Origin of the sequence: Paraburkholderia piptadeniae, from assembly GCF_900007165.1 — a bacterium.
GTDB lineage: Bacteria > Pseudomonadota > Gammaproteobacteria > Burkholderiales > Burkholderiaceae > Paraburkholderia > Paraburkholderia piptadeniae.
In genome coordinates this window covers 1-15,869 of record NZ_CYGY02000025.1, presented here as the reverse complement: position 1 = coordinate 15,869, position 15,869 = coordinate 1, and the positions used below count along the sequence as shown (strand labels likewise).

The 15,869-nt window shown below is 64.0% G+C and carries 12 protein-coding genes; 8 read left to right on the top strand and 4 right to left on the bottom strand.

Features of this window, described 5'->3' with window-relative positions; translation table 11 throughout:
* Positions 1-55 precede the first annotated feature (55 nt).
* The 3 genes from BN2476_RS13010 to BN2476_RS13000 all read left to right on the top strand — a co-directional run bounded on the left by BN2476_RS13010 (position 56) and on the right by BN2476_RS13000 (position 3,518).
* Entirely contained in the window at positions 56-457 is a 402-nt protein-coding gene (locus tag BN2476_RS13010) for a nuclear transport factor 2 family protein (protein WP_087734588.1), read from the top strand.
* Positions 458-476: 19 nt separating this feature from the next.
* Complete coding sequence (locus tag BN2476_RS13005; RefSeq protein WP_173819615.1) at positions 477-1,898, top strand: NAD(P)/FAD-dependent oxidoreductase; 1,422 nt, start codon at positions 477-479, stop codon at positions 1,896-1,898.
* Between the two features lie 174 nt (positions 1,899-2,072).
* Positions 2,073-3,518 (top strand): amino acid permease, encoded by a 1,446-nt coding sequence (locus tag BN2476_RS13000; protein WP_087734719.1) that lies wholly within the window; start codon positions 2,073-2,075, stop codon positions 3,516-3,518.
* Positions 3,519-3,601: 83 nt separating this feature from the next.
* Here BN2476_RS13000 and BN2476_RS12995 read toward each other — a convergent pair whose 3' ends face one another.
* On the bottom strand, positions 3,602-4,465 hold the full coding sequence (locus BN2476_RS12995; protein WP_087734587.1) for an IclR family transcriptional regulator: 864 nt from the start codon (positions 4,463-4,465) through the stop codon (positions 3,602-3,604).
* Positions 4,466-4,652: 187 nt separating this feature from the next.
* Here BN2476_RS12995 and BN2476_RS12990 point away from each other — a divergent pair, with 187 nt between their 5' ends.
* Positions 4,653-6,308 carry a GMC family oxidoreductase gene (locus tag BN2476_RS12990; protein ID WP_087734586.1) on the top strand — a complete coding sequence of 552 codons (1,656 nt, stop codon included), beginning with the start codon at positions 4,653-4,655 and terminating at the stop codon, positions 6,306-6,308.
* Between the two features lie 98 nt (positions 6,309-6,406).
* On the top strand, positions 6,407-7,711 hold the full coding sequence (locus tag BN2476_RS12985) for an MFS transporter (RefSeq protein ID WP_087734585.1): 1,305 nt from the start codon (positions 6,407-6,409) through the stop codon (positions 7,709-7,711).
* Positions 7,712-7,765: 54 nt separating this feature from the next.
* Here the strand turns inward: BN2476_RS12985 and BN2476_RS12980 are convergent, their stop codons facing one another.
* A complete protein-coding gene (locus BN2476_RS12980; RefSeq protein ID WP_087734584.1) occupies positions 7,766-8,530 on the bottom strand; it encodes an IclR family transcriptional regulator in 765 nt (254 codons plus the stop codon).
* Between the two features lie 202 nt (positions 8,531-8,732).
* Between BN2476_RS12980 and sauS the strand changes: the two genes are divergently transcribed.
* The 3 genes from sauS to BN2476_RS12965 all read left to right on the top strand — a co-directional run bounded on the left by sauS (position 8,733) and on the right by BN2476_RS12965 (position 13,344).
* On the top strand, positions 8,733-10,178 hold the full coding sequence (gene sauS, locus BN2476_RS12975) for an acylating sulfoacetaldehyde dehydrogenase (RefSeq protein ID WP_087734583.1): 1,446 nt from the start codon (positions 8,733-8,735) through the stop codon (positions 10,176-10,178).
* The gene (locus BN2476_RS12970) at positions 10,175-11,845 is read left to right on the top strand and encodes an AMP-binding protein (RefSeq protein WP_087734582.1); all 1,671 of its coding nucleotides are present in this window, start codon (positions 10,175-10,177) and stop codon (positions 11,843-11,845) included. The genes sauS and BN2476_RS12970 overlap by 4 nt, the downstream gene beginning before the upstream one ends.
* A gap of 116 nt (positions 11,846-11,961) precedes the next feature.
* A complete protein-coding gene (locus tag BN2476_RS12965) occupies positions 11,962-13,344 on the top strand; it encodes an MFS transporter (protein ID WP_087734581.1) in 1,383 nt (460 codons plus the stop codon).
* Between the two features lie 39 nt (positions 13,345-13,383).
* On the opposite strand, the gene BN2476_RS12960 is transcribed toward BN2476_RS12965, so the two are convergent.
* Positions 13,384-14,310: an NAD(P)-dependent oxidoreductase gene (locus tag BN2476_RS12960; RefSeq protein ID WP_235850806.1), complete on the bottom strand. Its 927-nt coding sequence runs from the start codon at positions 14,308-14,310 to the stop codon at positions 13,384-13,386.
* A 446-nt stretch (positions 14,311-14,756) separates the two neighbouring features.
* Positions 14,757-15,509, bottom strand: coding sequence for an IclR family transcriptional regulator (locus tag BN2476_RS12950; protein WP_087734718.1), 753 nt, complete (start codon positions 15,507-15,509; stop codon positions 14,757-14,759).
* Positions 15,510-15,869: the final 360 nt, after the last annotated feature.

Here is a 15,869-nt window from a genome sequence, read left to right as displayed (position 1 = left end):
ACATACGCGACAAGGCGTCGCGTGGCCCAAGAAGTCATCTAACAGGAGACACGGTATGTCAGACACGCTCAAGACAGCGTCCGTCAGCGCGGATACGCTCGCCGCCTTTTCCGATGCGTTCAACCGCCACGACGCCGACGCGCTGATGGAGTTCATGACCGGCGATTGCATCTTCGATGCCGCTGGCGGGAACGAAGTCTACGGCACGCGCTTCGTCGGAAAAGACGCCGTGCGCGCGGCCTTCGAAGCCGTCTTCAAGACCTTCCCCGATGCGCATTGGGGCCATGGCAGGCACTACGTCGTGGGCGAGCGCGGGGTATCCGAATGGGTATTCAGCGGCACGCATGCCGAGGGCTGGCGCATCGAGGCCGAAGGCTGCGATCTTTTCGAGTTCCGCGACGGGCTGATCGCGGTCAAGCGCGCGTTCCGCAAGGAACGTCCGAAGCAAGTCGCGTGATGCCGATGAGGAGAGTCGCATGAAACACGGTGTGATTCATCTTGAGGGCGCGGAATCGTCGTTCGAGCGCAGGGGCGGCAACGACACCCGTTACGACCCGACCTACGATCCGCTCGTTTCGCCAGGCCCGGGCCAGGGCAAGCAGTACGCGCCGACATACTGGGCCGCGACGGCGGGCACGGCGCCGCCCGACGACGGTCCCGTCACGCAGGACATGGACGTCGACGTGGCGATCATCGGCGGCGGTTACACGGGCTTGTGCACGGCGCTCTTCCTGGCGCGCGAGCACGGCATCAAGGCCGTCGTGCTGGAAGCAAACCGCGTCAGTTGGGGATGCAGCAGCCGCAATGGCGGCCAGGGGCAGAACGCGTCGGGGCGTCTGTCGCGCTCGCAATGGGTCGAGCGCTGGGGCAAGGACGTCGCGCTCAAGATGCACGACGAAATCGCGCAGGGCTTCGAGACGTTCAAGTCGCTGGTCGCGATGATCGATTGCGATCCGCAGCCGGGCGGCCATTTTCTGATCGCGCATCGGCCGCGCATCATGGAAAAGCTCGCCGCGGAAGCGAAGGTGTGGAAGGACGTGTTCGGCTATCCGTCCGAGCTGATGAGCGCGGAAGCGTTTCGCAGCGAGTACGTGAACGATGCGGAAGCGGCGGGCGCACTGCATGAGCCCGAAGGCATCGGCATTCATCCGCTGAAGCTCGCTTATGGCTACGTGCGGCTCGCGCGCGAAGCGGGCGCGAAAGTGCATCCGGCAAGCCCCGTCATAGGGTGGGAAACGGTCAAGGGCGTGCATCACCTGCGCACGCCGGGCGGCATCGTGCGGGCGCGCGCGGTCGGCATCGCGACGGGGGCCTATACCGCGCCGGGGCTGCATCCGTCGCTGCACAGCAAGGTGATGCCGATCCTGTCGAACTCGATGGTGACGCGTCCGCTCACGAAAGCCGAACTGGACGCTTGCAATTTCCGCACGCACCAGGTGCTCACCGATACGCGCACGCTGCGCTTCTATTACCGTCTGCTGCCTGACAACCGCGTGCAAATCGGCAGCCGCAGCGCGATCACGGGCCGCGACGCGCCGAACCCACAGCACTACGAGCTGCTCGTGCACGGCTTGCAACGCAAGTTTCCGGCGCTGCAGGGCATCGATATCGATTACTCGTGGTGGGGTTGGGTCGACGTGAGCCATGACATGATGCCGCGCGTGTTCCAGCCCGATCCGAAGGAATCGGTGTTCTACGCGCTCGGTTATGGCGGCAATGGCGTGTCGTATTCGTCGCAGGCGGGTCGGCGGCTTGCCGAGCGCATTGCTGGCAAGGGCGCGCAGCAGACACTGCCCATCTTCACGTCGCCGCTGCCCCCGCACATGTTCGCGCCGTTCAGGCGCGTCGGTCAGCGCATGCTGTACCACTGGTATTTCCTGCGCGACGAGCAGCGTTAGGTGCGGCTTGGGCGGACACCAGACGCGCATTCTTTCTTCACACAACTTACGTCTTCAGCGGGGATGCGGCGGGCAGCCGGAGTCATCCGGCGTCCGCGCGCGCCGACGCGGCGCAGCAGCACAGGTGGGCCCATGCAGCCCGCGAGCGCCGTCCTGAACGGATACGGAGGTGACATGCAGCACGCAGACAATGGCAGTCAACTGAAGTGCAGTCTGAAGCAAAGGCACATGACGATGATCGCGCTAGGCGGCGTCATCGGAGCAGGGCTTTTCGTGGGAAGCGGCGTGGTGATCCAGCAGGCAGGACCTGCCGCGATCTTGTCGTTCCTGCTGACGGGCGGCCTTGTCGTGCTCGTGATGCGGATGCTCGGTGAAATGGCGTCCGCGATGCCCGCCGTCGGTTCTTTCTACGAGTATGCGCGGCTCGCGTTCGGCGAGCGCAAGCCATCGGGCGAACTGGCCGGCTTTCTGACGGGCTGGATGTACTGGTACTTCTGGGTCATCGTCGTCGCCGTCGAGACAGTGGCGGGTGCGCACCTCGTGCAGTTCTGGCTGCCGCAGGTGCCGGCATGGGCCATCGGACTCGCGCTGCTGCTCGTGCTGACGCTCACCAATCTGATTTCCGTCGGCAGTTATGGTGAGTTCGAGTTCTGGTTCGCGTCGGTGAAAGTGGCGGCCATCATCGTGTTCCTGTTCGTCGGCACGCTGTTCGTGCTCGGCATGTGGCCGCACGCGAATCATGCGGCGTTGCCCATTGCGCAGATCGCGGCGCACGGCGGCTTCATGCCGAAGGGCATCGGCCCGGTACTGAGCGGCGCCGTCGCGGCAACGGGCTTCTACTTCGGTGCGGAGATCGTCACGATTGCGGCCGCCGAAGCACGCGAGCCCGAACGCGCCGTGGCCAAAGCGACCAACTCGGTGATCACGCGTGTGCTGGTGTTCTACGCGGGCTCGATCCTGCTCGTCGTCGCGATCGTGCCGTGGAATTCACCGGCGATGTCGACGCCGTATGTGAGCGCGCTGGAAGCAATGCACATTCCCGCTGCCGCGCATCTGATGAACGCGATCATCCTGACGGCAGTGCTGTCCGCGCTCAACTCGGGCCTCTATGCCGCGTCGCGGATGATGTTCGCGCTGACGCGCCGCGGCGATGCACCGCGCTCGCTCGCGAAGGTCAACAGTCGGGGCGTGCCTGTGCGCGCGATTCTGATCGGCACGTTGTTTGGCTACGCGTCGGTGGTGATGTCGTATGTCTCACCGGATACGGTGTTCGCATTTCTCGTCAATTCCTATGGCACTGTCGCGATCTTCGTGTATGTGCTGATCGCGCTGTCGCAACTGAAGTTGCGCGCCCGGCTCGAACGCGAAGCGCCTGGCAAGCTGCGCGTGAAGATGTGGTGCTACCCGTATCTGACGTGGTTCGCGATCATCGGCATGGGCGCGATCATCGTGGCAATGGCGTTCATTCCTGATCAGCGCAAGCCGCTGTGGTTCGGTGTGGTCAGTCTCGCGGTGCTGATCGCGGTCTACTGGCAGCGCGGCCGCTGGCGCAAGGATGTCGGCCATGCGCAGCATTCGATCGATACTGAACGGATGCGCGTTTCCGGCCGGCGGTATTGAAGCGGAAGCTCAAGCAGAAACTCAGACAGAAGCGGGCCCCGGGCACTTTCGAGCGCCCGGGGCCATGTCGTATCCCCTGATTCTCAAAGCGACGTTGCGTGCTGATCCGAAGGTTCTCCAACGCCTTTGCACGATAGCGTCCCGGCAAACTGCAGCAACGGCGCGATCGCCAATGCCGTCTCCTTCATCTTCGGTACGGCCTCCAGCAAGTCGTTGAGATTCGCGCGCGCGGTCGGCGCATGAACGGCCAGCGCCGCCAGCACATTGCCATTCGCGGCGTCTCTCACGGGCACTGCGATGGCAACCATCCCCCGGACGAATTCCTCGTTGTCGATACCGATTCCGCGCACGCCAAGCCGGTCGAGTTCGGTTTCGAGCAGGCTGCGGTCCGTCAGCGTGCGATAGGTCATGCGCTTGAGCGTCAGACGCGACACGGCGAGCCGCCGCTCCGCCAGCGGCATCTGCGAGAGAAACAGCTTGCCGCTCGCGGTGCAGTGCAGCGGCACGCGCGTGCCGGGCTGCATGTGCAGCCGCAACGGCTCGGCCGTTTCCACGCGCTCGATATACAGCACCGTGTCGCCGTCGAGTGCCGTCAGGTTGCACGTTTCGCCGAGCGCGTCGACAAGCGAGCGCAACAGCGAACGGCATGCGCGTGTGAACGTGTTGTTCGCAAGCGTGGCGAGCGCAAGGCGCGCGGCGCGCGGACCTAATGCGATCGCGCGCTCCGCGCCGCGCGAATCCGGCATGTGAGTGACATATCCCTGTGTCTCGAGCGATTCGATGAGCCGCATCAGCGTGGCCTTCGGAATATGCAGCCGTACGGACAATTGCGACAGCGAGAACGGCTGTCCCGCCGAAGCCAGTTGTTCGAGCACGGCGAGCGGACGCAGCACGCGCGTGTTGTCATGCAGCGGATCGTTCGGCGGCAGCGCGGTGTCGTTTCGCATTCGGACCCCCGGTTCGGATGGGCAAAGTGAAACAAAAAGTTCGGTTGCTGGTCCAGATTCGACGATGCTATCGCCGTTTCCTTGAAGTCGGTGTCTTCTGTCAATAAATTTACACGAAACATTCCGGTTTTTGGTTTCACCAGAACACACGAGAAAACCAGGCTGGAGACTGCGGGAGACATTTGCTATGCCACGTCGTTTCGACTTTGTCGTCGTCGGCGCCGGTTCGGCCGGCTGCGTGCTCGCCAACCGTCTGTCGGAAGACGGGCGCTATTCCGTCTGTCTGCTCGAAGCGGGTCCCACCGATCGCTATGCGTGGATTCACATCCCGATCGGCTACGGCAAGACGATGTTTCATCCCGTCTACAACTGGGGCTTCTATACGGACCCCGATCCGAACATGAACAACCGCAAGCTGTATTGGCCGCGTGGCCGCACGCTTGGGGGATGCAGTTCGATCAACGGTCTCATCTACGTGCGTGGGCAGAAGGAGGACTACGATCGCTGGGCCGCCCTCGGCAATCGCGGCTGGAGCTGGGACGAATGCCTGCCGTACTTCCGTCGGCTCGAACACAACGAGCTGGGCGAGGGGCCGACGCGCGGAGTCGATGGGCCGCTGTGGGCGTCGACGATCCGGCAACGTCATGAACTCGTCGATGCGTTCATCGCCGCGTCGAACCGGCTCGGCATGCGCACCGTCGACGACTTCAACACGGGCGACCAGGAAGGCGTCGGCTACTACCAGTTGACGACCCGCCGCGGCTTGCGCTGCTCGACAGCCGTCGCCTATCTGAAACCTGCGCGGCAGCGCGCGAATCTGCACGTTGAAACGGATGCGCAGGCATCGAAGATTCTGTTCGACGGCACGCGCGCAATGGGCATTCAATACGTGCAGCGCGGCGAGACGCGTGAAGTGCATGCGGATCGCGAGGTGATACTGGCGGCGGGCGCATTGCAGTCGCCACAGTTGCTGCAACTGTCGGGCGTCGGCCCGGCGGCGCTGCTGCAAGAGCATGGCATTCCCGTCGTGGCCGCTCGCGCAGGCGTCGGCGAAAACCTGCAAGACCATCTGCAGATCCGCCTGATCTACGAGGTCACGAAGCCGATCACCACCAACGACCAGCTTCGTTCATGGACGGGCCGCGCAAAGATGGGCCTGCAATGGGCGTTGTTTCGCGGCGGTCCGCTCGCTGTCGGCATCAACCAGGGCGGCATGTTCTGCCGCGCGTTGCCCGACGAAGCGAAGACGCCCGACATCCAGTTCCACTTCTCGACGCTCTCCGCCGATTCTGCCGGCGGCGACGTGCACGCATTCCCCGGCTGCACGTATTCGGTCTGCCAGTTGCGGCCCGAATCGCGCGGCGCAGTGCGTATCCGCTCGACGAATCCGCTCGAAGCGCCGTCGATCCACCCGAACTATCTCGCCACCGATCTCGACCGGCGCACGGCCGTCGCGGGCGTGCGCTTTGCGCGGCGCGTCGCCGCCACGCAGCCGATGGCCTCGCTGATGAAGCGCGAAGTGCGCCCGGGCGCCGACGCGCAGACGGACGGCGAACTGCTGCAGTTTTGCCGCGAGTATGGGCAGACGATTTTTCATCCATCGGGCACGGCGAAGATGGGCACGACCGACGATCCGCTCGCGGTGGTCGACGAACGTCTGCGCGTGTACGGCACACGCGGGCTGCGTGTCGTCGATTGCTCGATCATGCCGACGCTCGTCTCCGGCAATACGAACGTGCCGATCGTGATGGTCGCGGAAAAAGCGTCCGACATGATTCTCGACGACGCGCGCACATCCCGTCTTCACGATCGCGCGAACGTGCCAGCGGAAGTCGCCGCCTGATTCACAGCGTTGCAGCGTCGGGCCCGGGAGGAGACCACGAGGGTCTTTGCAAATGCCGCCGTGCAAGGGCAGCACGGCCGTTCTATGGAGGAGCAGCTATGGCAATCGATCACCGCGTCGTCCGCCGTGTCGCACTCGCCAGCGTGATAGGCGCGACCGTCGAATGGTATGACTTCTTTCTGTACGGCGTGGTCGCCGGCATCGTCTTCAACCGGCTCTATTTCCCCGCCGGCGATCCGCTCGTGTCCACGATGCTCGCCTATACGACCTTCGCAGTCGGCTTCGTCACGCGGCCGCTTGGCGGCGTGCTGTTCGGCCACTTCGGCGACCGCGTCGGGCGCAAGTCCGCGCTGATTCTCACGCTGGTGATCATGGGCGTATCGACGGCAGGCGTCGCGTTTGTACCGACCTACGCGCAGATCGGCATCTGGGCGCCGATCCTGCTGCTGACGCTGCGCGTGCTGCAAGGCATCGGCCTTGGCGGCGAGTGGGGCGGCGCGGTGCTGATGGCCTACGAATACGCGCCGCCGCGCAAGCGTGGGCTGTATGCGAGCTTGCCGCAGATCGGCCTGTCGATCGGGCTGTGTCTCGCATCCGGCATGGTGGCGGGCGTCTCGCGGCTCTTGCCCGAAGCATCGTTCTTCGCGTGGGGCTGGCGCATCGCGTTCGGTGCGTCGCTGCTGCTCGTGTTGATCGGTCTGTACATTCGTCTGAAGGTGATGGAAACGCCGGAGTTTCTCGCGCTCAAACGCAGCCGCCGCGAAGCGAAGATTCCGTTTGTCGACATGATGAGCCGCTATCGCGGCGCGGTCCTGCTCGGCATGGGCGCACGCTATATCGACGGCGTGTTCTTCAACATCTTCGCCGTCTTCTCGATCGGCTATCTGACGCAGCACGTGTCGATGAGCCGTACCGACGCGCTGCTCGGCGTGATGATCGCGGCCATCGTGATGTGCTTCTTCATACCGCTTTTCGGCGCGCTCTCCGACCGGATCGGGCGAACGCGCGTGTATCGCTGGGGCTCGCTGATTTGCGGACTTTCGGTGCTGCCCGCGTTCTGGCTGATCGAGACGCAGCCGACGAGCACCCTGATGATCTGGCTCGCGATCGTGGTGCCGTTCGGCATCTTTTACGCGATGGTGTATGGCCCGGAAGCGGCACTGTTTTCCGAACTGTTCGATGCAAAGGTGCGCTATACGGGCATCTCGTTCGTCTATCAGTTCTCGGGCATCTTCGCGAGCGGGCTGACGCCGATCGTCGCCACGGCATTGCTGCGCATCAACGAGGGCAAGCCGTGGATGGTCTGCGCGTATGTGATGCTGTCGGCGCTGGTGTCGGCATGGTCCGCGCGCGCGATCGAGCGCCGCGCCGTGGCGTATGGCGCGCCGGCAAGCGCGCACTGAAGGTCGGATCAGGCGGAGCAGGGCGGGCGCACCGCGTGCCGGGCGACACTCTGCTCACTCGCGAAACGTCTTCGCGGTTTCGTCGGCCGCATGGCGCAGATCGGGCACGAACAACAGCAGATCGTCGAGCGTGACCCTGCCGACGGGCGCCTGAACCGCAATCGCCGCACAAGCGCGATTGCGGTTGAGCATGACCGGCACGGCGATCGCGATCAGCCCTTGCAAATGCTCCTGGTTGTTGATCGCGAGCAGCCGTTTGCGCGTCGCCATCAACTCCTGCCGCAGCGCATCACGATCGGTGATCGTGCGCTCCGAATATGCGCGCAGCGGCAGCGTATCGACCATCCGGTCGCGTCTTTCCTTCGGAAGAAAACTCAGCAGCAGCTTGCCGCTTGCCGAGCAGTGGAGCGGCACGTGCGAGCCCGGCTGCAGATGCATGCGCAGCGGCCATTCCGTTTCGACGCGGTCCACATACACGACGTCGTTGCCGGCGAGCATCGTCAGGTTGCAGGTCTCGCCGATCTTCGCGACCAGTTGTTCGAGCAGCACATGGCGCGCTGCGGCTGGTCCAGCGTGCATCAGCACATTGACGGCGAGCGTGCGCACGCGCGGCGAGCATTCGTAGAGACGGCTTCCCGCGCTGCGCGTGACGAGCCATGCATCCATCAGTTGCACGAGGATCCGATGCACGGTCTGCTTCGGCAGTCCGAGCGCATTGACGAGATCCATCATCGATAGAGGCTGGCCCGCTTCTGCGAGCGTCTCCAGTACGCGAAACGCGCGCACGGCTGCCGCGTTCGATTGATTCGAAGTCGACATCCTGTCTCCCTGTGCTTCTTGTGGACAGGATCGATTTTGCATCGATTCATACGGTTTTCGGGACTAAGGAAAGTCCCGAATTTCGCATTTTCCGATTCTTCGGAGCACGCAGCAAAGGATCGTTCGGAAAACGGGACTACGCGATGCGCAAGGCTGGCTAGATTCACTTCACAGCCAATCTTTTCCAGTCGGAGCGAACCGTATGAATGTCAGAGCCACATCCACCGAAGTGATGGGCGAACAACAGGACGCCGACGTCCGGCACGCAGTCGCGACGCTAGTCGAAAGGGCGCGCGCCGCGCAGCGCGAGTTCGAAAACGCGGGGCAGGAAGCACTCGACATGGCTGCCGCCGCTGCCGCATGGGCGATCATGGAGCCCGCGCGCAACCGGCAACTGGCCGAATTGTCGGTAGAGGACACGGGCCTTGGCAACGCGGACGACAAGTTTCGCAAGAACTTTCGCAAGACGCTCGGCCTGCTGCGCGATTTGCACGGCCAGAAGACCACGGGCGTGATCGCGCGCGATGCGTCAAAGGGCATCGTCGAAATCGCGCGAGCGGTGGGCGTGGTGGCAGCCATCACGCCGTCGACCAATCCCGCTGCGACGCCCGCGAACAAGATCGTCAACGCGCTCAAATGCGGCAATGCAGTGATCGTCGCGCCGTCACCGAAAGGGTATTCGTCGTGCGCGTTGCTGATCGGCTTCATCCATACGCAGCTCGCAAAAGCGGGGCTTTCCACTGATCTCGTGCAGATGCTGCCCGCCCCCATCAGCAAGGCGGCGACAGCGGAACTGATGCGGCAATGCGATCTCGTGGTCGCGACGGGCTCCCAGGCGAACGTGCGGATGGCGTATGCGAGCGGCACGCCCGCCTTCGGCGTCGGTGCTGGCAATGTCGCGTCGCTCGTCACGGCGTCGGCTGATCTGCGCGATGCGGCGCGCAAGATCGCGCGTTCGAAAACCTTCGATAACGCGACCAGCTGTTCATCGGAAAACAGCGTCGTGATCGAAGAAGCCGTCTACCAGCCGATGCTCGACGAACTGATCTCGTGCGGCGGCGTGCTGCTCGACGAAGCGCAAAAAGCGAAGCTGCAGGCGGCGATGTGGCACGACGGCAAGTTGTCCGCGCAATGCACCGCGCGCTCGGCGCAGACGATAGCGCGCGTGGCCGGTCTCGACGACGTCGCGATGCGCGAGCCTGCCTTCCTGATGGTCGAAGAAACGGGCTTCGGCGCGACGCATCCTTTTTCAGGCGAGAAACTGGCGCCCGTGCTGACGGTTTATCGCGCGCGCAACTTCGACGCCGCTGCGGAGATCGTCCGCAACATCTACGCGTATATGGGCGCGGGCCATTCGGTCGGCCTCCATTCCGCCGATACCGCGCAAGCCGTCCAACTCGGCACGACGCTGCCCGTCGCGCGCGTGATCGTCAATCAGGCGCACTGCCTCGCGACGGGCGGCAACTTCGACAACGGCCTGCCGTTTTCGCTGTCGATGGGCTGCGGCACCTGGGGACGCAATAACTTCTCCAGCAATCTCGGCTTTCACCAGTACCTGAACATCACGCGCGTCGCGTATCCGATCGAGGAGCACGTGCCCGACGCAGACGCGTTGCTCGGTGACTTCTTCCGGAGGTACGGCCGATGAATACGCCGTCGACGCTCCGCGCGCTGATCGACGAACGCGCCGCGCAGTATCCCGACAAGCCGTTCCTGCTCGCCTGCCCCGATGCAGACGACGCGGGCGGCACAACCACCCGTAACCGCGCGCTGACCTTCGGCGAACTGCGCGACGACTGTCGCACGCTCGAAGCGCGTTTTCGCGACGCTGGCCTGCATGCAGGCGACACGGTGTCGGTCTATATGAGCAATGGCATCCAGACCGCGCGGCTCTTGCTTGCCGCAATGTATAGCGGCCTCGTTGCGCATCCGCTCAATCTGCTGTGCCAGCCTTCACAGTTGCGCTACATCGTCGAGCATTCGGACACGCGTGCCGTGTTCGTCGAACGCGATACACGCCAGGCGATCGAGTCGTCGATTGCAGAGTTGCGGGCGCAGGGTCTATCGCGCGAAATCCATGTCGTGCAGACCGCGCCGGACGCATCTGCAATCCCGACGCTGCCGCGCGCGGAAACGGCACTTGCAGAAACGCTTACCGATGGCGATGCGCGGCTCGCGACGGCAGCGGCCGAACGCGCCGCCGAATCCGGCGACGCGGGTATGGCATCGAACGACATGCGCGCATCCGATGTCGCGCTGCTGATGTACACATCCGGCACGACGGGCGCCCCGAAAGGCGTATTGCTCACGCATCGCAATCTGCTCGCGAACGCGGCGAATATCACAGCGGAGCATCGTCTCGGCGCCGACGACCGCGTGCTCGCATCGCTGCCGCTTTACCACATCAACGGTCTTGTCGTGACGTTGCTCGCGCCGCTCTTTCACGCGGGCTCCGTCGTGATGCCCCCGCGCTTCTCCGCCCGCACGTTCTGGCGTGATGCGGCCCGTCACGGCTGCACATGGATCAACGTTGTGCCGACCATCGTCGCGTATCTGCTGAACAGCGACGAACCGTGCGCATACGACCTGTCGGCGCTGAAGTTCTGCCGCAGCGCGTCGGCGGCATTGCCTGCCGATCATCACCGTGCGTTCGAGTCGCGCTTTGGCATCGGCATCATCGAGACGATGGGCATGACCGAGACGGCCGCGCCCGTTTTCAGCAATCCGTACGAGGCGCAGGCGCGCAGGGTCGGCAGCATCGGCTTGCCTTCGGGCGGAGAAGCCAGGGTGATCGACCGGCAAGGACGCGAATGCGCGCCAAACGAATGCGGCGAGCTTGTGCTGCGCGGCGAGCAGGTGATGAGCGGCTACTACAAGCGCCCGGAAGACACGCTCGCCGCGTTTACTCCGGACGGCTGGCTACGCACAGGCGACCTCGGCTATCGCGACGATGAAGGCTACTTCTACATCAACGGCCGTGCGAAGGAACTGATCATCAAAGGCGGCGAAAACATCGCGCCGCGCGAAATCGACGAAGCGCTGCTCAGACATCCGGGCGTGCTCGACGCGGCCGCCGTCGGCGTGCCCGATAGCGCATATGGGCAGGACATCGTCGCGTTCATCGTCGCGCGCTCGCCGGAACAACAGGTGCTTGAAGCAGGGCAAGCGTGCGTTTCGCTCGATGTCGCCGATCTGCGCGCGCATTGCCTGCGCGAACTCGGCCGGTACAAGACGCCGAAGGAATTCCGGTTCGTCACGGAACTGCCGCGCGGGCCGTCGGGCAAGGTGCAGCGGCTCAAGCTGCTGAACACCTGAGCGCGACGCGGGCACAGCGCAACGAGGAGACACACAGAAGCGGACTCGATCCGCGTTGGCTATCGACACACCATCGACATCGTAGGCGTTCCATAACGAGAGACACAGGAGACAGCATGGAAAAGCATACGCGGCGCGTGAAGACGCGTCACATCATTCTGGCGGTCATGTGCGTGATGTATTTCATCTCATACATCGACCGCGTGAACATCGCGGTGGCGGGGCCGTTGATCCGTCATGAGATGGGGCTGACATCGGCGGAACTCGGTCTGGTGTTCTCCGCGTTCGCCTATCCGTACGCGATGATGCAGATCATCGGCGGATGGCTGTCCGACAAGTACGGGCCCAAGGCCGTGCTGACCGTGCTGTCGATCATATGGGGCGTGGCGACGCTCGCGACGGGCTTCGCCGGCAGTGTCGCGATGCTCGTCGCGCTGCGCTTTGCGCTCGGCATCGGCGAAGGCGGCGCGTTTCCGACGGCCACGCGCGCGTTCACGTACTGGATGCCCGTGGCCGAGCGGGGCTTCGCGCAGGGCATTACGCACAGTTTCGCGCGCCTGGGCGGCGCCGTGACGCCACCGCTCGTGCTCGCCGTCGTCGCGGCGGGCGGCTGGCGGGACGCGTTCATTCTGCTGGGCGTCGCGAGTCTTGCGTGGACCGTGCTCTATCTGTGCATCTTCACCAATTCGCCGGAGCAGAACAAGCGCATCACGCCGGAAGAAACCGCTGAAATCGGCTATCGCGTCGGCGACTGCGACCGTGCAAAGCGCATGGCTACACCGTGGCGCAAGCTGATTCGCCGCATGTGGCTCGTCACGTTCGTCGACTTCTGCTATGGCTGGCTGCTATGGGTCTATCTGACGTGGCTGCCGTCGTACCTGAAGGAATCGCGCGGCTTCGATCTGAAGCATCTCGCGCTCTTCACGGCGCTGCCGCTGCTCGCGGGCGTGATCGGCGATACGCTCGGCGGCGTCGTATCGGACAAGCTCTACAAGGCGACGGGACGTCTGCGTCTCGCGCGCTGCGCGGTGCTGGTGGTCGGCATGGGCGGGTCGCTTGCGTTTCTGCTGCCCATGGTCTCAGCCACCAATCCGCTGACGGCTGTGTGGTTCCTGTCGGCGTCGTTCTTCTTCCTGGAGATCACGAACCCGGTGCTGTGGACGCTGCCGCTCGATATCGCAGGCAAATACGCGGGCACGGCGGGCGGCATGATGAACACGGGCTTCGGCGTGGCGGGGATGGTGTCGCCCGTGGTGTTCGGCTATCTGATCCAGACGACGGGTAGCTACAACGTGCCGTTCACGATCTCGGCGGGACTGCTGGCCGTGGGCGTGGTGGCAGCGTGTTTCATAGATACGGGCAAGACGGTCGAGGCCGACGAGGAACGCGAGCGTCTGGAAGGCGTCGAGATTGGCGGAGTGCCTGCTTTCGCGCATGCGGCGCCGGGGCTGCGGTTCGAACGGCATCACTTGCGTCGCCCGTTGCGCTGGCGCAAGTGATGCATCGATGTGCGTGACGAATCCCGGCCGCGACGAACTTCAGCCGGCGGGATTCACTTTGCGCAACCGCCAGATCAGGCTGGACGTATCGAAGCGGTTGCCACCCAGCGCCTGCACGTCGCCGTAGAACTGATCGACGAGCGCCGTGACGGGCAGCGACGCGCCGTTGCGCTTCGCTTCGTCGAGGCACATGCCGAGGTCCTTGCGCATCCAGTCGACGGCAAAGCCGAAGTCGAATTTGCCGTCGAGCATGGTCGGGCCGCGGTTAGCCATCTGCCAGCTAGCCGCCGCGCCCTTGCCGATCACTTCCAGCACGCGCGCCATGTCGAGCCCGGCGCGCTGGCCGAAATGGAGCGCTTCCGACAGGCCCTGGACCAGGCCCGCGATGCAGATCTGGTTGACCATCTTCGCGAGCTGGCCGGCACCTGCGGGGCCAAGCAGCGTGACGGCCGCGGCGTAGTGCTCCAGCGTGCCGCGAGCGCGTTCGAATGCGTCGGCGTCGCCGCCGCACATGATGGTCAGCGTTCCATTCTGCGCGCCGGCTTCGCCGCCCGATACGGGCGCATCGATGAAATGCACGCCGCGTTGCTTTGCAAGCGCGAAGAGTTCGCGCGCCACATCGGCCGAGGCCGTCGTGTGATCGACTAACACGGCCCCCGATGCCATCCCGGCGAAAGCACCGTCATCACCGAGCGCGACGCTGCGCAGATCGTCGTCGTTGCCGACGCACGCGAGCACGAGGTCGGCGCCGTTCGCCGCGTCGCGTGGCGTCGGGGCCGCGCGTCCGCCATATTCCGACGCCCATTGCGCAGCCTTCGACGCGGTGCGGTTATAGACCGTCACGTCGAGGCCGGACTTCGACAGATGCCCTGCCATGGGATAACCCATGACACCGAGGCCGAGAAACGCAACGCGTGCGACACGCGGTGCCGCGCCGCCCGGAACCGGGGCTGATGTATCGCTCACTGTGACTCCTTGGAAGAAGACGGGGAAGGGAACAACGATTATCGCAGGACGGCGCGTGACTGAATTGACAGCGTACATGCGGCTGACTGCCAGTCACCGGATCGACTATCGGCTGCTGCGTTCGTCGTCCCCTTCTACCTGATCGTGTCGGGCGGAGCGCGCGCTCGATCTGGCTGTCGTTCGTGCTGCTTTGCGCGGCGCTGGTGATTCAGTAGGCGAGGCTTGTCGCCGAGCAGTGGTTCTTCTTCGCCGAGGCGCCGCACCCGCAGAATCTTCACTACCGGCAGGCGTAGGGGCGGGTGACGCAGAGGGCATCCGCGTCAGTAACCTTCGTGGCGGCAGGCGTATCGCGAACGCTGGTGCTAACGGAGCGAGTCAAAAAAGAAGCGTCGCAGACGCAACCACATCCCCGCGACCAGCTATCTCCGGCAGCCGGCTACAAGGAATCAAAACGTCTTGGCGAGTTCACTCGCCGCCTCCTGTAGGCGGGGGATAAATTCCAGAGCCCGTGAAAGCGGCGTCCGCGACACGGGAGCATGCACCGCGATAGCGGCAATACATTCCCCTTGTTCGTTTCTGACCGGCGCAGCCACGCAAGCAATTCCGACGACAAATTCCTCATTGTCCACAGCGATACCCTTATGCGCGATGCGGTCCAGCTCGCTTTCGAGCAACGCGGGGTCTGTGAGCGTATTTGGCGTGAAACGCTGCAATTGCAGCGCTCGCACGAGCGCTGCGCGCTCTTCGCGAGGTAGCATCGCAAGCAGCAACTTGCCGCTCGCGCTGCAATAGGCGGGCACATGCGAACCGGGCTTCAGGTCGAGGCGTAACGGCCACGGCGCCTCCATCCGATCGAGATAGAGTACTTCCGTTTCGTGAAGCATCGTGAGGTTGCACGTCTCGCCGAGATCCGAGACGAGGCGTCCGAGAATCGCGTGCCTCAGGCGCCGGGCGCTCGACTGCATCATCACGCCAAGCCCCAGTTGCGCGAGGCGCGGGCCGATCACGTAGGCGTTTTTCTGCCCCGGTTCGCGTATCACGAGGCCGCCGGCTTCGAGCGAAGTCAGCATGCGATGCAACGACGCCTTCGGAAGATCGATGTCGTGCGTGATGTCGGCAAGCGACACGGGGCCGTCCGCGGCGACGAGATGTTCGAGCAGAGCGAACGCGCGCAGCGTCGGAGTGTCAGCCTTTTTCATGTCCGCCGTTCCGGAAAATGGATCGGCCGTATTGTACTGAATGCGCTTGCCGTGTGGGCTGAGGGGAGGGTCCGGATCATACGAAGTGGACGCGTCAGAAGCCATTCGTTTTCGAATTTCGGAACGAACCGATGTGGTGGTTTCGCGCTTGTTTTCGGATGCTCGTGGCTCGATTGCTGCGTCGCCGAACGACCCTGTCGTGTCCATGATGCTTGCTCCCGGCCTCCCGGACGAAGATGTGATCGTTATTGCAGTGTGACAAGCGGCGTTCCCGGCACGGTGAAGTTGCCGGGGAACGCCGCGCTGCGGGACCGCTCGTTCAGACGTAGTCCTTGTACTTGTCGAGCAGGCGCACGGGTC

What these genes read in the sequence shown, in the direction of transcription:
- BN2476_RS13005 (WP_173819615.1), top strand. Translation starts at nt 477, where the DNA reads ATGAAACACGGTGTGATTCATCTTGAGGGCGCGGAATCGTCGTTCGAG.
- BN2476_RS12950 (WP_087734718.1), bottom strand. Translation starts at nt 15,509, where the DNA reads ATGAAAAAGGCTGACACTCCGACGCTGCGCGCGTTCGCTCTGCTCGAA.
- BN2476_RS13010 (WP_087734588.1), top strand. Translation starts at nt 56, where the DNA reads ATGTCAGACACGCTCAAGACAGCGTCCGTCAGCGCGGATACGCTCGCC.
- BN2476_RS12980 (WP_087734584.1), bottom strand. Translation starts at nt 8,530, where the DNA reads ATGTCGACTTCGAATCAATCGAACGCGGCAGCCGTGCGCGCGTTTCGC.
- BN2476_RS12990 (WP_087734586.1), top strand. Translation starts at nt 4,653, where the DNA reads ATGCCACGTCGTTTCGACTTTGTCGTCGTCGGCGCCGGTTCGGCCGGC.
- BN2476_RS13000 (WP_087734719.1), top strand. Translation starts at nt 2,073, where the DNA reads ATGCAGCACGCAGACAATGGCAGTCAACTGAAGTGCAGTCTGAAGCAA.
- BN2476_RS12970 (WP_087734582.1), top strand. Translation starts at nt 10,175, where the DNA reads ATGAATACGCCGTCGACGCTCCGCGCGCTGATCGACGAACGCGCCGCG.
- BN2476_RS12985 (WP_087734585.1), top strand. Translation starts at nt 6,407, where the DNA reads ATGGCAATCGATCACCGCGTCGTCCGCCGTGTCGCACTCGCCAGCGTG.
- sauS (WP_087734583.1), top strand. Translation starts at nt 8,733, where the DNA reads ATGAATGTCAGAGCCACATCCACCGAAGTGATGGGCGAACAACAGGAC.
- BN2476_RS12995 (WP_087734587.1), bottom strand. Translation starts at nt 4,465, where the DNA reads ATGCGAAACGACACCGCGCTGCCGCCGAACGATCCGCTGCATGACAAC.
- BN2476_RS12965 (WP_087734581.1), top strand. Translation starts at nt 11,962, where the DNA reads ATGGAAAAGCATACGCGGCGCGTGAAGACGCGTCACATCATTCTGGCG.